Source organism: Ignavibacteria bacterium, from assembly GCA_017303675.1.
GTDB lineage: Bacteria > Bacteroidota > Ignavibacteria > Tepidaquicellales > OLB5 > OLB5.
Map to the genome: position 1 here is coordinate 698,148 of JAFLBX010000001.1, position 17,729 is coordinate 715,876.

The window sequence follows — 17,729 nt, forward strand, 5'->3', positions numbered from 1 at the left end:
GCAGTGAACAGCTCAGGGTGTGAATGCCCTTCGACTCACTGCCTACGCCAAGGCTTCGGCAGTCAGGCGCTACTTCTTTCGCTGCACTCAATAAGGTAGGGCGATAAAATCATATGACTGTTAATTGCTAATTGTTAATTGTTAATTGAATTTACACTCCAAACACAAATCCTGTTGTCAGTGTTTTCCACAGGCCGCCGTTGTATTTGTTCAGGTTATAACCGCCGCCTTCGTAGTAGCCATCGTAGGTGATAACTTCAAGGACTCCGTCGCCATTCATATCAACAACGCCTTCTGCCATGCTGAATGTAAAGTTATTTACGGCAAGCGGCATGAACTCAGAAATTACCTTACCTTCAGCATCCATTACGAAAACAAGCGAGGTGAAGTTTGTGAAGTCATTCTGCAGCCTAACGCTTACAAGGAACTCATTTTTATCTTTTCCGGTAAAGCTTCCTTCAAATATCTTAATATCTTCGTTTGATATTTTTTTAAGCGGAACGGTTTTGGCCTCACCCTTATCGTTGTATTCAGATACCATTACCCCTTTTAATTTGGGCATGATATATCCTTTGAACTCATCTATAATGCCCTGGTTAGTAACGCCTTTCCTGTTTACTGCGCTGATGCTGCTGTTGTACGAACAGACAACAACTTCGTATTCATCAAGCTTCATCTCTTTGGGAGGCATAACAACAGCATAGAATATTGTACCCGCGCCCACCATATCATCCATGTTCACATAGTACCCTGATACTTCAGCGGGGTAAACCCCGCTTGTTCCGGATAAATAAATTTTATCACCTATCTTAAAGCTGGTGTACTCGGCAAATTCAGGTTTGTATTCAGAAAAATAATAATCAGGAAAATTTTCATTATATGTTGCGTATTTTGCGATCACTTCTTTAAGCTTAGAGCCGTACAGTTCATAACCGTAACCGGTGGAATCACTTAGCTTTTCATTTGCGGAGAATTTGTAATAATCATCTATTATAATTTTTTTACCGTCATACCTTCCGAAAAAAACTCTTTCATCAGAAGATACATCATTTATTTTTTTTGAATTGTTTACAGGTGTATCGCCCGCGGTTTTTTTATCATTTGATCCGGGAGTATCGCCTGCTTTTTTGGTGCAGGCAGTAAGTGATACAGAAAGCAATAAAAAGGCCAGGAAAAACAGGAAATACTTTTTCATTTTTATGCAGATTGATTTTTATATTATGTCAAAAATAAGGATTTATGTTTAAAAATGCTTCCAGTGTTTAGTACACATTTTTTGAAAATGTAAAAGTGAGTTAATAGGGGAATAATTTTATTTACCGGGAATAAGATATTGCAAAAAATGGTTCCGGAAGAAAAAACCGCATTAAGAAGTCTATCTCAAAACTGGTTTTTATGTAAAATCTTTGTTAAAATTTTTCAAGATTCCTGCTTTCGCAGGAATGACAAGATACTTTTTGAGACAGCCGGAACGAGCCGGGTTTTTGTTTTTTGGTATTTGTTATTTTAAATCAAGCTTCATCGGTCACTCTTGGCTGCGCGCCATACTGATCAAGCAGGATATTATCGTATTTATCAGCATTGGCAAAAAGTGTCTTCAGGTTTTCAAGACCGGTTTCATATGTTAAATACTGGTCATAAATAAACGTGGAAAGTATCACATCCTGGTTATTTACGCTGAACATCATGCCTTCGAGGTTATAATTTTCCCTTAACAGGAACTCATACATTGCGGCGATGTTAGATTTTGGAAGCATGCAGAGCATGCTGTCGCAAACTATGAAGCCATCCTGGTTGTAGTTGATAAAAATTTTGGCAGTGCCTTCTTCAACTTCCCAGCTATAGGGACCTTTTCGCGCTAGCTTAACATCCTTGCCAAGCTGCTCTAAAATTGTTTCAACAATTGCCGATGCCCCGGTTGGCTTGTACTCGCCTTCTTTTTTAAGCGCGGGGAACTCCAGCTTGGTGCCGCAGTTGGGGCAGTATTCGCCGGCATCAAGGCTTTCTTCTGTAACGTAAAATCCGCAGCTCGGGCACTTCATGGTATATTTACCGAAGTACTGCCTGTATTCCTTCAGGTCTTCTTCAAGGTACTCAACCGGCAGGGCAAATCCCAGGTTATCGCCGCCTGCAATTATGAAAGTATTCACACCAACAACATCACCATTGGAATTAACAAGGGGTCCCCCGGAATTACCCGGGTTTATTGCTGCATCTATCTGTATATAATTTATACCGCGCTGCAGGCGTTTTGATTTTGAAACAATGCCCTCGGTAGCTGTATAGTTCAGCCCGTACGGGTGGCCGATCGCTATTACCTGGTCGCCTTCTTTTACATCAAGCCCGGGCGCAAGGTTAATATCAGGCAGCTCAATGCCTTCGGGTACCTTGATAAATGCAAGGTCGTACTTGGCGTCATTAAAAAATACAGGTGATATCTGCTTGGGAAGTGATCTTCCGCTGATGACAGCTTCTGAGTTACCCTTAACCACATGATCATTGGTAATTATCAGGTTCTCCTTTTTAACATAAAACCCGGTACCAGTACCCTGCGGTGTTGCTATTTGTATAATTACATGCTGAAATTTATCTATTATATGCTGAGTATCCATTTTATTACTTAAATTTTCTGTGATGTTAATCTAAATTTTTTTGCCTTTTGTTATTTGCCGTTTGCTTACTGATTATAATTAAGCTGCTGAACTTCTGCTATATAGCTTTTCAGGAAGCTGACCATTGAATCGAACTTCAGGTTCGCCGTGTTGAACTTAAGCTCAGGATAAAGCTCTTTGCCTTCGGTGATAATTGCATCAATTTTATTATTTATTAATTGTTCGCTGAATTTTCCGGATGCCGGATCATGAAGGCTCTCGCCAACACCAAGAGCCGTGAAATAATCCTGGTTAGTTATATTAAGCATCAGGTGAAACAGCTTTGCATCGGGCTTCGGCAGGCCGTAGCTGAAGAGGCAGTATGTTGCAAGATATTCATACAGCACTATTGCTATATCTAAATAATTGTTATCAACGTACCATTTTACGTTCTGCAGGTTATTTGTAAAAAGATCAACAACAGCCTGGTGCGGCGCGGGGTTTGCGATACCGAAAGTGGATTTCACCCTGTAAAGATCTTCTGTCACAGCTTCTTTGGGTTTATCAAGAAGCTTTTGCAAAGCTTCTTTCATCCTGCGGTTCTTTTCAACATATGGCTTGTTATCCTTTGCGAAGTAATCCCAGCTCATTTTTTCAAGCTCGTTCATTAATGTGCCTTCGGGCGCAATGAGGTAATCAATTTTATAAGCTGTGTTAAGCAGCAGGTATGAAATACCGCCTGAGAAGGCGTCTTCGTTAAGCTCGTTAATGCGCGTGATGGTTTTTTCAAGCCAGGTTCTGTAAAAATTATATTTGATTTCCTTTTCAGTATCAGGCAGTTGCTCTGCGTGTGCGTTACCGGTTGACCTCAGCATGGCGAAGTCATCTATAAGCAGGTCATCCTGTTTATCGGCGCGGGTTGCAAGCTCCTTCCAGCCGTAATAAAGCTTGCGCGGCGGAGCCGCTGCTATGGTGCTATCAAACTTAATACATATGCGGTTATCCTTAAGCGCGTACCGGCTGTAGAAAAGTGAATAGTTCATTTCCATAAGCCTGCGCATGAAGGCAACTGAGAGCTTATCATACTCCGCAACATCTGCTTCGGCAATTACCTTGCCGTTTGCAATTGTGCCGCGGATTATTTTTGAGCCCTGAAGCAGCTCAAATGTAATATTATCGCCGTCTTTTCTGAAGCTGACGTTGTTTACATCGTCATCCCGCAGGTAGTTAAAGAAGGCTTCGTAACTATCTATATATTTCTTTTCGAGAAAAAGCCTCTCTGATGTATTCCAAGCCTCAACTTTGGCTTTTGGCTTAAAGCTGTCTGAAAATCTTCCGAATGTTATCATATTGTTTCCATTCCCGAAAGTGCGGGAACATCTATTAATAATGTTTAATTTATCCTGTACTCATTAATATATCAAATTTTAGAGCCCAGGTATTTTTAACAATCCTGCAAAATAGTTTTTATCAATTTGTTATTCAAAGTAAAAAAGCTTCTTACCCCGGGAAAAAATTAAGGGATTGTTTGAGGGAGGTTTTTTGCTTTTCTGTATGATTACCGGTGTGGTTTCAAAATTAAAACCTAAGGCCTGCCACTAAGACTCAAAGACTCTAAGGAACACAAAGAGTGTGAATTTGAAGGCGGCATGGTCCGTTGGACCTGCCGCATATAAGAATAAAATCAAAAGCTTTTCAACACTGAGTGCACAGAGTACACGAGAAGATATAACAGGAAAGTTAAAAGACTTGCGTAAACTGTTAATATTTTTTATGTTTGTTTATCATGCGTACGTTCCGTGCAATGCGGAGCGTTAAAATAGAGGGCTTTACTCATTGAAACACCGAATACGGCTTAGATTCGTATTGTGGGTTGTTAATGAGTAAGGCTCTTTTTTGTTAAAGAATAAACTAATGAAATAAATAATATCTATAATTAAATAAAAGATAAAAAATGAAAGTTGAACCCATAATAAATGCAAAATTTAATAGATTTAGAGACCAATTTGATCTAAAAAAAACACCCGATGGTATCGCGTTTGAGAGGTTTGTTAACTATTCAATTTTAAGCGTACATCAACCAGATGCTTTCAACGGTGATTCCGAATTATTTGATATCATAAATGTTGGCGGTAACAATGATATGGGAATTGATGGAATAGCAATTAAAGTTAATGGGATTCTGGTTAGAAATATTGATGAGGTAAAAGACTTAGTTGAAAGGTTTAAAAGAACTACTATAGAGTTTATTTTTTTGCAATCAAAATATAAAACAAATTTTGACAAAGGTGAATATAATAATTTCTTAGATGGTGTGAGAGAATTTCTAGCTGAAAATCAAAAACAACCAAAAAACCAAGCAATTGACTATCTGCTAGAAATTAAAGACTATTTATTAAGTGAAAATGTTATATTCACGTGGGAAGATAATCCAACTGTGCGGATTTATTACGTAGTGATGGGTAAATGGATGAATGACAGTAATTTATCTGCATTAGCTAATCAGTTTCAGGAAGATGTTGATAGGATAGGAACCTATAAGAAACCAAAAATACATTTTATAGACACTGAACATTTCAAGGAAATATTAGATTCAAATGAAAATAATTTTTCAACTATCATAAATTCGATTGATACAATGCCCTTGACATCTGTTAGAAATGTTGAAAATTCTTGTGTGATTTTATGTTATGCATCCGAACTTCAAAAATTATTGAAAACAAGCGATGGCTTGATTAGAAAGTCTTTATTTAATGATAATGTGAGAGATTTTCAGGGCAACAATACTGTAAATGACGAAATCAGAAATACTGTTGAATTAGAGCCCGAAAAATTTGCATTATTAAATAATGGAATTACAATTGTGTGTGAGGAGTATTTGCCCAGCAACAGACAAGTGAATCTAAAAAACCCACAAATAGTAAATGGTTGTCAAACATGTCATGTTTTATATTATTCTGCAGAAAAAAGTGAAGACTTATCAAAGGTACCCGTAATCGTTAAAGTAATTGCTACTAAAAGTAACGAAATTACAAATCAAATTGTTAGGGGCACAAATAGGCAAAATATTGTATATGATGAAGCTTTCGAAACAACCAAAAAATTTCATAAAGAATTAGAAGAATTTATCAATGCCTTATCTAATGAATACGAAAAATTTTATTATGAGAGACGCTCAAAACAATACCAAAATAATCCAACGATTAAACAATATCAAAAACTCAATTTAAGAATTATAGTCCAATCATTTGTGGCGATGTTTTTTAACGAACCCCATGTCGCATTTAGGCACGAATTAAAACTACTTGAAAAATTTCCAAATTCTTTGTTTCAAGATCATCAATCCAAACTGCCATATTTTACGGCTGCATATGCTTTTTTTTCATTAGAAAAATTGTTTAGGAATAACCTTTTTGAAAAAAGGAATTTATACTCTTATCGTGCGCATGTTCTAATGGCATTTAGAGAACTTGTGGCTGGAAAAAATATCGATATAAATAACGAAAAAATGATTGACGAACATTGTCAAATATTACTAAAAGTATTAAAGAACGATACCGAATGTAAGAAGTTTTTTTCAAAGGCGATCGAAATATTTGAAAATTGTAAAAACATATGGATAAAAAAGAAAAGAAGAAGTATATATGGGATTAAAGACATTAAAGAATTTACTGAGTTACTTTTATTGGAAATACGAAAAATTACTAACATGAAAACTGATTCAATCAAAACAGGAAATTTTACTTATCAAGGTGAAGTAATAAAGATTTTGAGAGACAGATATGGTAAATATTGTGGTTTTATCAAACGCAATCCCCAAAATATTTTCTTTCACTCAAAATCAATAAAAGGATTAAATGTCAATAATTTGTTAGGGAAACAAGTTACCTACAAAGTTACTACAAATCCGAAAAACAACTCTTTAGTTGCAACTGATATAGAGTTGATTAATAATATCCTGAATATTTGAAAAAACTTAGAAGCAAAAGAGACGATAAAAGTAGACGATTAATCGGATGAAGTAGAGGAAAATAATAAAATAATATGGATTTCACATTTTTTTTAGCAATTTATGGTGCGCTACTTTCTACATTAATAGCGTTTTGGAATGTTTATATCTACAGTAAAGATAAAGGTAACCTAAAGGTTGATTGTTCATTTACATATGAAATTGGGTATCTGGCTAGAAATGAAATACATCTTTCATTTACGATAACAAATATTGGAAGAAGAGATGTAGTAGTGAAAGGTTTAGCTGGAACTTCAAAAAACAAAAAGAAATTTTTGCTCTTTGCCGGAATGAATAATACAAAATTACCTAAAACCTTAAAACCTGGCGAATATGTTATTGAGCAAATATTTAATTATAAAGATTTGTTTTCAAACAAAATAAACACAATTTATGTTTACGATTCATTAGGTAATGAGTATTTTGTACCTAAAAAGGATATCAAGAATATAGAAACAGAATTTTTAGCAATAAATTCAATGCAAAGACCATAGAAATAGTAATATTAGATAATCGCGAAAGAGCCTTATTAATTTGGGGTGTATTTTTATTCATTTTATCTTTAACCAGTAAAGATATAAGAAAATCGTTAGTTAATTTCTTAAAGGTATTAACTTCTAATACTATTTTGGTGTCTCTACTGTTGATTACTCTCTATGTCCTTTTCTTACATTACATCTTGTGGGTAAGTCTTCTGTGGAATCCTAGTTTTATTAAGGATTCAATTTTTTGGTATTTTGGTGTTGCGATAACCTTATTCGTTAATGTCAATAAAGTAAGTGATAAATCGTTTTTTATAAACATACTTTACGACAATTTGAAAATTTTGGTTTTGATTGAATTCATTGTCAATTTTTATACTTTTAGTTTTATAGTTGAAATGATACTTGTTCCTTTTATATTATTTATTACAGTGTTAAATGTAGGTAATAAAGTCACATATAAAAATTTGATTCTTGACAAATTAACTAATTTCTTTTTTATTAGCTTTGCTCTGATCCAATTATTCTTTATTGTTTATAAAATAGCCCTTGAATACAAGTCTTTGGTAAATTATGAGAGTTTGAATGCGTTCATACTATATCCAGTATTAACGATTATGTATTTGCCATTTATCTATCTTTTTGCAATATATTTAAAATATGATACGATTTTTATAGTTGTCAGCAGAGGGCTGAAAGAAAGGAGTTTACTAATTAAGGCAGCAAAAAAGAAAATATTTTTTACTTGCGGGCTAAATTTGAGGAAAATAAATATTTTTCATAGAACTTCTGTATATAAATTTTTTGAAGCCCAGAATTTAAACGATGTTAATGGTATTGTCTTCTATTTTAAAAATTTTTGGAAAAAATATAAAGTGCGTTACAAATCTTGTTAGTTTTTGCGTGTCTTCCCCTAATTCCCCTTTAACTTGCAATCATATTCAAATATCTTTGCTTCCTGCAAATGAAAGTATATTACTCAGATCATTACACTGTTCCGCTGCCTGAGGGGCATAGGTTCCCCATGGAAAAATACAGGCTGCTGAGGGAAAAGCTGCTGGAGGAGGGTATCCTGGAGCCGGGTGAGCTTTATGAACCTGAGCTTCCCGCGCGCGAGGTTGTTACGCTTGCGCACTCGCCTGAATATTTTGACTCATTTGCAAACGGTACAATTGACCCCAAAATTATCCGCCGCATAGGGTTGCCGTGGAGCAAAGAATTGTTTTACCGTTCACTGGCTTCTGTTGGCGGAGCCATTGGCGCGGCACGCAGCGCCATTGAGTGCGGCATCGGCGGGAATCTTGCCGGGGGCACGCACCATGCTTTCCGTGATCACGGCGAGGGGTTTTGTGTATTCAATGATTTTGCCGTGGTGATACTGCATCTAATAAAATGCGGAATGATACACCGCGCCGCGATTGTTGACCTGGATGTTCACCAGGGCAACGGAAACTCCGGGATACTTGGGGCAAATCCGGATGTTTATATATTCAGCATGCACGGCGCGAAAAATTACCCGTTCCAGAAGGTGCCTTCAACATGTGATATCGGGCTTGCTGACGGTACTGGTGATGACGAATATTTATCCTTACTTAAAGAAAATTTACCTGCTATTTTTGAGTTTAAGCCTGATATAATATTGTACCAGGCAGGGGTTGATCCGCTTAAGGAGGATTCACTCGGCAGGCTTTCACTTACTCCCGGTGGTTTAATGGAGCGCGACAGGCTGGTGCTTGGTGAGTACAAATCAAGGGATATCCCGGTATCGCTCGGCTTGGGCGGGGGGTACTCAAAACCTATCACGCATACAGTTGATGCATATGCGGGGACGTATAGGGTGGTGAAGAGTTTATACTGAATAAGCGAAGCTACGGAAATAATGAAGTAAGTTTTTAAATCTCATAAGGTAATTATTGGATTTAGGAATTAATTGATATATTCCAGTCTTCGACTCCGCTCAGACTGACATATTGTTTTGATTAGAAAAATGACAAAGAAAAAACAAATACAATCAACACGGTTCGGGGTTTATGCCGTATTAAAGTATAAGGATAAGTATGTACTGATCCAGAAGGGCAAGGGTCCGTTCAAAGGCAGGTGGGACCTGCCCGGCGGGAAAACCGATTTTGGCGAGACACCGGAGCAGACCTTAAAGCGCGAAATTACTGAAGAGACGGGTCTGAAGCTGAGGTCATATAAGCTTATAACGGTTGAGGCATATACACATGAATCAAAAAAAGAAGAGTTCCATCATACGGGTGTGATATATAAAGCTGAAGCGAAGGATATAGATAAATTAAAGCGCGAGCCTGACGGCAATGATTCATTTGGCGCTGAACTTTTCACAAAAAAAGAGCTGAAGAAGCTGAAGCTTACTCCGCTTGCAAAAAAAGCGCTGAAGGATATTTAATTGGCAAAAGCAAAAAAAATACCGGGGCTTGATCCTGAAAGGCCGCTTGCCGAAGGCCTGCTGAAGATACTGCGCACAAGGTTTGATGAAATGACGGCGAATGAGCAGGGCACAATTGATGGCAGCGATATAGAGGCATTGCATGATATGCGCGTAGCTTCGCGGCGTGTGCAGGCAGTATTTAAAATGTTCCGCGGTGTTTTCCCGAAGAAAAAATTCAAAGCAGAATACAATGAGCTGCGCCTGCTGATACGCTCACTTGGCGAGGTCAGAGATTATGATGTGTTCATAGATAAGATAGAAAAGATGAAGGCTGATGTAAGTGAAAGAGATACCCGCGCAATCGATCTGCTTATTATAAGGAAAAAAGCCGAACGTGAGCAGAAGCGAAAGCTGCTGATACAGCATATTAACACGCTTAACAGGGCGGGATATAAAGAGCATTTCCATAATTTCATTACGGAGAATTTATCATAGATTTGTTTGCACGGAGTGCAAACGTTACCATGTAGAGACTGACCTCCGGGCAGTCATAAAGATAATACATATGTTTGCATGGGGTGCAAACGTTACCATAAGTGCTAACATTACCATAGGGTTTATCATTTGAAAAGAAAATATTCCATAAAGAAAAAATTATCGCTCAGGGAAAATCTGAAACGGGTTATACCTGAGATGTATGATGATTTTTTTTCATATGCGCCTGTTGTGATAAATTTTCCGCTCAGGAAAAACCAGCTTCATGAAATGCGTAAGGCAGGCAAGCCGCTGCGCTACGCTATGGAGCTTGGCGAATACTGCTTCTCACCTGATTTTAAGCTGTGCCTTGATGAGGTAAAGCTATCACTTGACCTAATGGGTGAGGTACATGATTCAGATGTAATGATACCTGATATTAATCACCACATCAGGGAAATCAGGCATTTTAACAATACCATTAAAGATCAGGAACAGCGGATATCCACAAGGCAGCTTCGTAACTGTATATTGAACCTGAGGGAAAAAAGGCGGAATGAATATGCTGAGCTGGAGGCAAAGCTAAGATCATGGAGCGAAAATAATTTCAAAGCCCGAATAATAGCGGCTATGGAGATCCCGGAGCCTGTATTAAATAACTCCGTTAAAAAATGATACCTGAGGAAATATACCAAAAACTCCGAGAAGCATACCCGTTTTTAAAGTCACTTTCAGATAGCGAAGCTGAGAGCATAAAGCAGTATTCAATTTTTAAAACACTGCCTGCGGGTGAAACGGTTTTTCTAAAAGGAGATACCTGTTCATTTTTCGCATTTATACTCTCTGGCAGGGTGCGTGTTTTTAAAGCCGGTGAAACCGGCAGAGAGATAACCCTTTACCGCTTCGAAAAGGGCGAGAGCTGCATATTGACAGCTTCGTGCATACTGAGCAAAAATTCCTTTCCCGCCGAAGCCGAAGTTGAAGAAGAAATTGAAACAGTGCTTATACCCAATGAGCTTCTGCGAGAATTTGTAAAAGGATATGACCCGTGGAGAAAATATTTTTTTGACCTGTTATCATCAAGGCTATCTGAAGTAATGGAAATTGTTGAAGAGGTCGCCTTCCGCAAAATGGATTCAAGAATTGCGGAATACATTACCCGCAACTCTCATAACGGATTATTAAGCGCAACGCACCAGGAAATTGCAAAAGAGCTTGGTACTTCAAGGGAGGTTGTAAGCCGCATTCTGAAGGATCTGGAAAAGGAAAAAATAATAATTCTTGACAGAGGTAAGATATTAATAAACAATCAATTAGCCCTTCACTCAAGGCTTTCTTAGTTTTGCTGTGTGATATTGTCACACAATAATCCCGCGGTCTTGGTATATCTTTGTATCAAAAGAATATATCATTAATTAAAATTCCGGAGGAACAAAAAATGAAAGCAAACGTAGGAAGCGCAGATAAAGTTATCAGAATAATTCTTGGTGTGTTAATTATTGGCGCGGGATTTTATTTTAAATCCTGGTTCGGCTTAATCGGGATCGTACCGCTGTTAACGGCATTCATGAACTTCTGCCCGCTGTATTCAATAATAGGCGCAAACACATGCGGTGTAAAACAATCAAATAAGTAACAATTCAAAATTCAGATTTAAATAAAAGGACTCTCGTTAACGGGAGTCTTTTTTTATGATTCATTACTTATAATTCGGAATATTCTTCCCGAGTATTAAATTGCGCTTTGAGGTATAAACACCGCTTTCATTTTTTGTCAATGATACAATTCCATCACCACCGCGGTTCTCAGCATTTTTCCTGTATGAATCATCCACAAATTTATCATCATCAAACACATAGTCATCTATCCAGTATGGAGTTTTTCCGGACTCTTTAATTGTTGGGTGAATATGCGCGGGGAATGTGGCATTGGGATATGGAGCAGGTCTGAGAGTATAAAATCTATATTCACCTTTATCATTGGTCTTAAGCCACCCTCTAAGGTAGCCGTGTCGTCCTGTTTCATTTCCTTTTTTTGAATAATACCCGTTTTGATCGGTGTGATAGAGGTATAATACAATTCCCGGGGCAGGCGTGATACCATCAGACTGATAGATAACTCCGCTGATCTCGAGCTTAATTTGGGCTGCATTAAAATCAGGCAGTGTATCAACACTGCTTAGTTCTTCAAGCGGTACTGGCGAGTCATAAACAGCATCGCAGCCTTCGCATCCATCACCGACTTTTATTATTGTTTCCTTAACGGGCTTATCGTCATTTTGTCCGCAGACAAAATTTGTGAAGATCAATACAGCCGTAAGCGAGATAATAATTTTCATATTTGATATATTAAAAGTTATAAAAAACCCGCCGTTTTAAGGCGGGTTATATTTTTTATTTTATAATTTAATAAAATCGTTGCACGTTTGAATTTTCACATCTTAATTATCATCATCATCGCCGGTATCGCTAGGCTTTCTGTGTTTTTCTGATTCCTTCTTTTCCTTTTCAATTTCTTCCTTGTGCAGCTGTTTTTCGCGTTCAACTTCCTTCTTAACTTCTTCCATATCTATCTTTATCTTTTCATTAACGCGTTTAAGCTCTTCTTTAACTTTTTCCATTTCCTTTTTGAACTCTTCGTTATCAATTTTCAGGTCTTCCTGCATCTGTTTCATTTCTTCTTCAAGCTCTTTCTGGTCTTCTTCAGTCCAGCCGTTCACGCCGGTTTTGTAAAGGAATTCCATAGTATCGTTGCCCGGCGGTATTACATAATTAAAATTCCAGCTTTTTTTAGAGTGATCCTTCCAGTTTTTTTCCCAGTCCTTCTGCCATTTTTCATTATCAAACTGCTTCATATTTTCTTCAACCCTAGCCATATTTTCCCGGATCTGAATATTAACTTCTTCCATTATCTTATCAACCCATTCATTAATATCTTCAGCACGTTTGAACCTTGAAATACTATCTTTTGGTATGACCCTTGGCGGTGCAACATATGCAGCCACCTTGTTATAGACCTCATATTTATACTGCGCATCGACCCTTGGCATCATGTTAACCAGTGTTACAGCATCGGTCTTTTTGGAATTATTAAGAATTGTTTTTATACACTGTGAGCCGCAGTTACCGAAATCAAACTCCATAAGCGCCTGTTTAAGCTGTGGCGAGGAGTCTTCTCTGAACGGTGTGCCGGGGCCGATATCCTGTTTGGTTACGCAGAACTTGCCTTCGGGAACAAGTGATTCCCTGCCGGCTGATTCCAGTGAAACCTTGCCCTGTCTTACATAAAGCAGGCCGTCGCCGGCTTTATCGACTGAGAATTTATATGAACAGCCAAGATCGACAGCAGTAACGGTGCCTGCATCAACAAAGAATGTGCGCGGTTTTGCGTTTATATTGGCGTCAATTGCGCCGTAATCAAGCTGAATTCGTTTTTCATTATTGCTGCTTTTTGTAAGCTTAACTTTGCTGTTCGGTTCAATAATTACTGTGCCAAGTCCCGCAACATAAAGCTCTGCCCTGGATGAATCGTTGGTTGTGATAACACCTCCCACGCCCAGTGAATCAATTGCCTTCATCACAAGATCATTGATCATAGGGCTGCCTTTAAGTGATGTTACCATCCATTTGGGTCCGCCTGAAACTTCGACTAAATTGGTATTGAGCTCAATTCCGTTATCGCGGAATTTCATGTAGCGGTTTACTCCGTAAACTATGAACGCAAGGATGAGCACTGCGGCAATGCCGCTGAAGTAGTATCGCATACTTCCCCAGGCAGATCTTACCGGAACCGGTTCTTTGCTGCCTGATGAAACTGAAATATATTCATCTTCAAAACCGTTCATGTTATAGATGTGTGTATCTTTATGCTCGGGTAATTTTGCGTTTATCTTTGCTTCGATCGCGTTCCACAGCTCCTGCTGTTTGTTCTTAGGCAGCAGCTTTTCGCTTTTTTCGTCTTCCTGGGCAATAAGGCTTGTTCTTTCAATAAGAAGAACGGTATCTTCCAGGTATTTTCTGCAGGCGGGGCAACATTTAAGATGCTCTTCCATCTGCTTCCTGTCTTCATTTGAGATCATACCTTCAAGGTAATCATCTACCAAGAGCTCGATCTCTTCGCAATTATTATGTTTCATGGTTATTTCATTTTTCATTTTGCCAGCTCCTCTCTCAGCATTCTTCTGGCCCTGTGTAAATGGGCTTTTGAAGTACCTACCTCTATATCCATCATTTTGGAAATTTCGTGATGCTTATATCCTTCAATATCGTGAAGAACAAAAGCCATCCTGGCCTGCTGCGGCAGCTTTTCAAGGGCACCTTCAATATCAATTCTTGAATCATACCCCTGTTTAACTTTTGCCTGGGGATTATCCCTGGAAATAATTTCAGTAAGCTCGCTTACGCGTTCCTGAAATCTTTTTTCAGAGCGCTTCATCATCAGGAACTGGTTCACCGCAATTGAGTGAAGCCATGATGAGAACTTGCTTTCAAAGTGAAACGATGAAAGCTTTTCCCATGCTTTCACAAATACTTCCTGGGTCAGCTCTTCTGCGGTATCTCTATCCTGGCATGCGCGGAGACAAACTGCATACACACGTTTTACGTTGTTGTTATACAGCTCCCTGAATGCATGAGAGTTCCCTGCCGCCGCCTGGCGAACCAGCTCAAACTCTCTATCCGGACTTGTAGATACCAGCTCCAGAGCTCCCCCCTCGGCAGTGCTGCCTGCCTCGGCTAAATTAGACCGCATATTTTCTCCTAAATTACAATAATATGATGCAAAGTGATATGAAAAGGTTTAGTTATATTATAGTATAAAAGAGAATTTGAAAAATCTTGTTTTTTCAGCGTTTATGTATAGTTTTTGCGCTTATTGGGCATAAAAACAAAAATTACGGCTTAAAAATATCACGAATATCGTTACTTGATAACTCTATATATTATACTATCTTTGGTTAATTTAATTGCAGTATACAATATTCAATTCAAATTTTAGCCGGGGGGCGCTGATATGAAAAAGGGAAAAAAGTTTTTAGGTTACATTTTATTTTTCGCAGCTTTGTTTGTGCTTAGCTTTGTGCTTCACAATAATGTATCTGCTGTAGAAGATTCACAAAAACCCTATCAAAATATTTTAAACATTAACAGCAGCTCAGAGGTATTACATAAGGTAATATGGCGTGAAGATATTTACGATCCTTCACTGAAGGCAAAGGTTAATGTTATTAAAATTGATGACAGCTATTTTGCGGGCATCAGCGGACCGGAAAAAGCAGTGTTGGGCTATCTTGCATCAACAATTGGCAATGAGTGTTTTGCTGAAGGCAATAAACAGAATGTAAAGTGCAAGATACTTACCGCATTGAACCTGGGCTACCAGTGCAGCGAAGAAAGCAAAACATATTTAAAGAGCTGGTTCCGTGATGATGCAGCGATCGTAAGCCAGATAGAGAACTGCAAGCCGACAATTGCTTCAACGGTTGAAAAAACATTCGACGAAGTAAAGATATCTTCTGCTGATAATGTTATAAAAGTTGAGCTTAAAGGCCTAAAGCTGAATATCAAAGAAAACTCCGCAAGCAAATGGAGCGAATCAATGAGCTTTAAGGTTGATGGCGATAAAGTATCATTAACAGAAAGAACAAAGAAGAACGATTAAGCTAAAAATTAAAAATTATTAAAGGAGCCTCTTTGCGGGCTCCTTTTTTTATGCACTACTCTCTTAAGAAATCACTTACCTGTTTTAGAAATTCAGGAAGAGCCTGTACGTGCGGAATATGTCCAACATTTTCAAGCTCAACAAGTTTAGAGCCATTGATAAGGCTGTTAACTTTTTTCCCAAGCGAGGGATAATTACCGTATATTTGTTTTGCCTCTTCGTTCAGCAGATTTTTTCCCACTACGGTACGGTCATATTGCCCTATAACAAGCAGGGTTGGAACCGTGATATCTTTCAGCTCGTAGATAACCGGCTGCTCATAGATCATCTGGTATGTAAGAGCATTTGCCCATGCAACGTTCCGGAAGTCATCTCTTGAGAGATCCTGTGACTGTGCAAGAACATAATGTTCATATTCGTCCTTCCATTCGGGGTAATATGTCTTTTGATATTCCTTAATGCTGTTATAGGTAGCGGCAAGCTCCCTGATATACTGCGCTTCAACGGGCTGGTAAGGAACAAAAAGGCGGTAATCTTCAAGCCCGACCGGGTTTTCAAGCACAAGCTTTTCTGTTCTTTCAGGATACATTAAAACAAATCTGGCGGCAAGCATTCCCCCTGTTGAATGGCCTATAACATTTACCTTTTCAATTCCGAGAGAATCAAGCAAGCCCTTATTGTTCAAAGCCAGCAAATGAAAGCTGTAATGAATGTTTGCCCGTGATGACTTCCCCCAGCCAACCTGGTCAGGCGCAATAACCCGGTAGCCTGAGCCTACAAAGAATTCAATCACATCCTTCCAGTAATAGCCGTTAAAATTCTTGCCGTGGAAAAGTATTACGCTTTTGCCGTTGGCTGCTGCGGGATCAGGCTTTACATCCATGTAAGACATAACAAGCTGCTGTGATTCAAGCGTGAATGTAATGGAATCTGACGGGTAAGGATAACTGATATACTGCGAATAAGCAAGCGTGGCGAAAAAAATCAATAAAACAGGGATCTTCAAAATATTCATCAGCATTTACCTTTATTACTCCTCTAAAGATAAACACCGGGCGGTAACCTTAGTTTCCGGTGAATACAAAAAATCTGTATTAACCGGATTTACGGTTAAAAAACTAAAGTAATTTTAATATCCTCATCAGAGCAAATTCATATCATGGGCAGAAGCGAATTATTTATTTTGCTTCATCTTCATCACCCGTACCAAGCGGTTCAATGCTGTAGGATGATTTGCCCAATATACATTTATTGCCCTGGTCAACTATAAATGGTTTCATCTTATCTGAAAGCTTGCCGGTATTAGCCTGGAACTCTTCAATTTTTGTTGTCATTTCTTCCATTGTAATTTTTCCGGCCTGGAAATCCTGCGCAAGCTGCTCCATTTCTTTTCCTTTTGATTCATAATCAGAAAAATCGCTCAGTATATGCGAAATCTCGACAGAGCCTTCATACACACGGACAACATCAATACTGTCCCCGCCATCAACAAGCACTTCATGGGAATACTTTGTTTTGTTATGGCGAACCGAAGATCTTTTCCCTTCTGTTCTGATTTTAACCTTATCAGAAGGCGGGGAATCATAGGTAACTTTTCCTTTGATAATAAGTACTTTCTGGGCAAGCTCGCCCTGCCACTCGATCTTCAATTGTTCGCATAATGCATCAAGCACCGGAATTTTCATAAGCGAATATTCATGTGCTGTCATAAAAAAGCGCCCCGTCCGCGTGGGGTCACTTTTCATAAACACAGCTACTGATATCATTGCTCCTGCGCCGGTTTCAATAACGGTCCCGTCAGAAAGGATATCACCTTCCTTCAGGGTATCATCTACAACGTAATACGATGTATCGGGCTGGCCGCACATGTTCCCGACATCCATTTTCCGAACTGTCCCGAACGCATATCCTTTCAGCTTAACAACCTTCCATGAACACGGATAGTAGCCGCCGTCATAATTACCCCTGCTTAAGTTTTTTCCGGGACTGGAGTTACTTCCGTCGAAAAGTAGTGAATCATGGGGTCCGCCTGCAAACACCGGCTTACCTGCGGAAAAAGAAAAATTAAATGCTGTTAGTATTACAGCAAATACCGGCAGAAAAAATAATTTTTTCAGCATAAT

17 protein-coding genes are annotated in these 17,729 nt (G+C 38.5%); 9 read left to right on the forward strand and 8 right to left on the reverse strand.

Annotation, left to right across the window (positions count from 1 at the left end):
- Positions 1–151 precede the first annotated feature (151 nt).
- The 3 genes from J0M37_03170 to J0M37_03180 all read right to left on the reverse strand — a co-directional run bounded on the left by J0M37_03170 (position 152) and on the right by J0M37_03180 (position 3,940).
- On the reverse strand, positions 152–1,195 hold the full coding sequence (locus J0M37_03170) for a hypothetical protein (GenBank protein MBN8584068.1): 1,044 nt from the start codon (positions 1,193–1,195) through the stop codon (positions 152–154).
- A 316-nt stretch (positions 1,196–1,511) separates the two neighbouring features.
- Entirely contained in the window at positions 1,512–2,612 is a 1,101-nt protein-coding gene (locus J0M37_03175) for a trypsin-like peptidase domain-containing protein (GenBank protein ID MBN8584069.1), read from the reverse strand.
- Between the two features lie 65 nt (positions 2,613–2,677).
- Positions 2,678–3,940 (reverse strand): hypothetical protein, encoded by a 1,263-nt coding sequence (locus J0M37_03180; protein ID MBN8584070.1) that lies wholly within the window; start codon positions 3,938–3,940, stop codon positions 2,678–2,680.
- A gap of 605 nt (positions 3,941–4,545) precedes the next feature.
- On the opposite strand from J0M37_03180, the gene J0M37_03185 reads away from it, so the two are divergent.
- From J0M37_03185 to J0M37_03220, 8 genes are all read left to right on the forward strand, one after another.
- On the forward strand, positions 4,546–6,561 hold the full coding sequence (locus J0M37_03185; GenBank protein ID MBN8584071.1) for an AIPR family protein: 2,016 nt from the start codon (positions 4,546–4,548) through the stop codon (positions 6,559–6,561).
- 74 nt (positions 6,562–6,635) lie between these two features.
- The gene (locus J0M37_03190; GenBank protein ID MBN8584072.1) at positions 6,636–7,094 is read left to right on the forward strand and encodes a hypothetical protein; all 459 of its coding nucleotides are present in this window, start codon (positions 6,636–6,638) and stop codon (positions 7,092–7,094) included.
- A 952-nt stretch (positions 7,095–8,046) separates the two neighbouring features.
- Positions 8,047–8,940 carry a histone deacetylase gene (locus tag J0M37_03195; GenBank protein ID MBN8584073.1) on the forward strand — a complete coding sequence of 298 codons (894 nt, stop codon included), beginning with the start codon at positions 8,047–8,049 and terminating at the stop codon, positions 8,938–8,940.
- 129 nt (positions 8,941–9,069) lie between these two features.
- Positions 9,070–9,492 carry an NUDIX domain-containing protein gene (locus J0M37_03200; protein ID MBN8584074.1) on the forward strand — a complete coding sequence of 141 codons (423 nt, stop codon included), beginning with the start codon at positions 9,070–9,072 and terminating at the stop codon, positions 9,490–9,492.
- Positions 9,493–9,969: a CHAD domain-containing protein gene (locus J0M37_03205; protein MBN8584075.1), complete on the forward strand. Its 477-nt coding sequence runs from the start codon at positions 9,493–9,495 to the stop codon at positions 9,967–9,969.
- Positions 9,970–10,098: 129 nt separating this feature from the next.
- Positions 10,099–10,623, forward strand: a complete 525-nt coding sequence (locus tag J0M37_03210) for a CHAD domain-containing protein (GenBank protein ID MBN8584076.1) — start codon at positions 10,099–10,101, stop codon at positions 10,621–10,623.
- The gene (locus tag J0M37_03215) at positions 10,620–11,288 is read left to right on the forward strand and encodes a Crp/Fnr family transcriptional regulator (protein ID MBN8584077.1); all 669 of its coding nucleotides are present in this window, start codon (positions 10,620–10,622) and stop codon (positions 11,286–11,288) included. The genes J0M37_03210 and J0M37_03215 overlap by 4 nt, the downstream gene beginning before the upstream one ends.
- Positions 11,289–11,386: 98 nt before the next feature.
- The gene (locus J0M37_03220; GenBank protein MBN8584078.1) at positions 11,387–11,584 is read left to right on the forward strand and encodes a DUF2892 domain-containing protein; all 198 of its coding nucleotides are present in this window, start codon (positions 11,387–11,389) and stop codon (positions 11,582–11,584) included.
- Between the two features lie 63 nt (positions 11,585–11,647).
- Here the strand turns inward: J0M37_03220 and J0M37_03225 are convergent, their stop codons facing one another.
- The 3 genes from J0M37_03225 to J0M37_03235 form a co-directional block, all read right to left on the reverse strand.
- Positions 11,648–12,286: an intradiol ring-cleavage dioxygenase gene (locus J0M37_03225; protein MBN8584079.1), complete on the reverse strand. Its 639-nt coding sequence runs from the start codon at positions 12,284–12,286 to the stop codon at positions 11,648–11,650.
- 102 nt (positions 12,287–12,388) lie between these two features.
- The gene (locus J0M37_03230) at positions 12,389–14,101 is read right to left on the reverse strand and encodes a zf-HC2 domain-containing protein (protein ID MBN8584080.1); all 1,713 of its coding nucleotides are present in this window, start codon (positions 14,099–14,101) and stop codon (positions 12,389–12,391) included.
- A complete protein-coding gene (locus J0M37_03235; GenBank protein MBN8584081.1) occupies positions 14,098–14,697 on the reverse strand; it encodes an RNA polymerase sigma factor in 600 nt (199 codons plus the stop codon). The genes J0M37_03230 and J0M37_03235 overlap by 4 nt, the downstream gene beginning before the upstream one ends.
- 261 nt (positions 14,698–14,958) lie before the next feature.
- On the opposite strand from J0M37_03235, the gene J0M37_03240 reads away from it, so the two are divergent.
- Positions 14,959–15,606, forward strand: a complete 648-nt coding sequence (locus J0M37_03240; GenBank protein ID MBN8584082.1) for a hypothetical protein — start codon at positions 14,959–14,961, stop codon at positions 15,604–15,606.
- Between the two features lie 55 nt (positions 15,607–15,661).
- Here J0M37_03240 and J0M37_03245 read toward each other — a convergent pair whose 3' ends face one another.
- Positions 15,662–16,627: an alpha/beta hydrolase gene (locus J0M37_03245; GenBank protein MBN8584083.1), complete on the reverse strand. Its 966-nt coding sequence runs from the start codon at positions 16,625–16,627 to the stop codon at positions 15,662–15,664.
- 157 nt (positions 16,628–16,784) lie between these two features.
- Positions 16,785–17,726 carry a hypothetical protein gene (locus tag J0M37_03250; protein ID MBN8584084.1) on the reverse strand — a complete coding sequence of 314 codons (942 nt, stop codon included), beginning with the start codon at positions 17,724–17,726 and terminating at the stop codon, positions 16,785–16,787.
- Positions 17,727–17,729 lie beyond the last annotated feature (3 nt).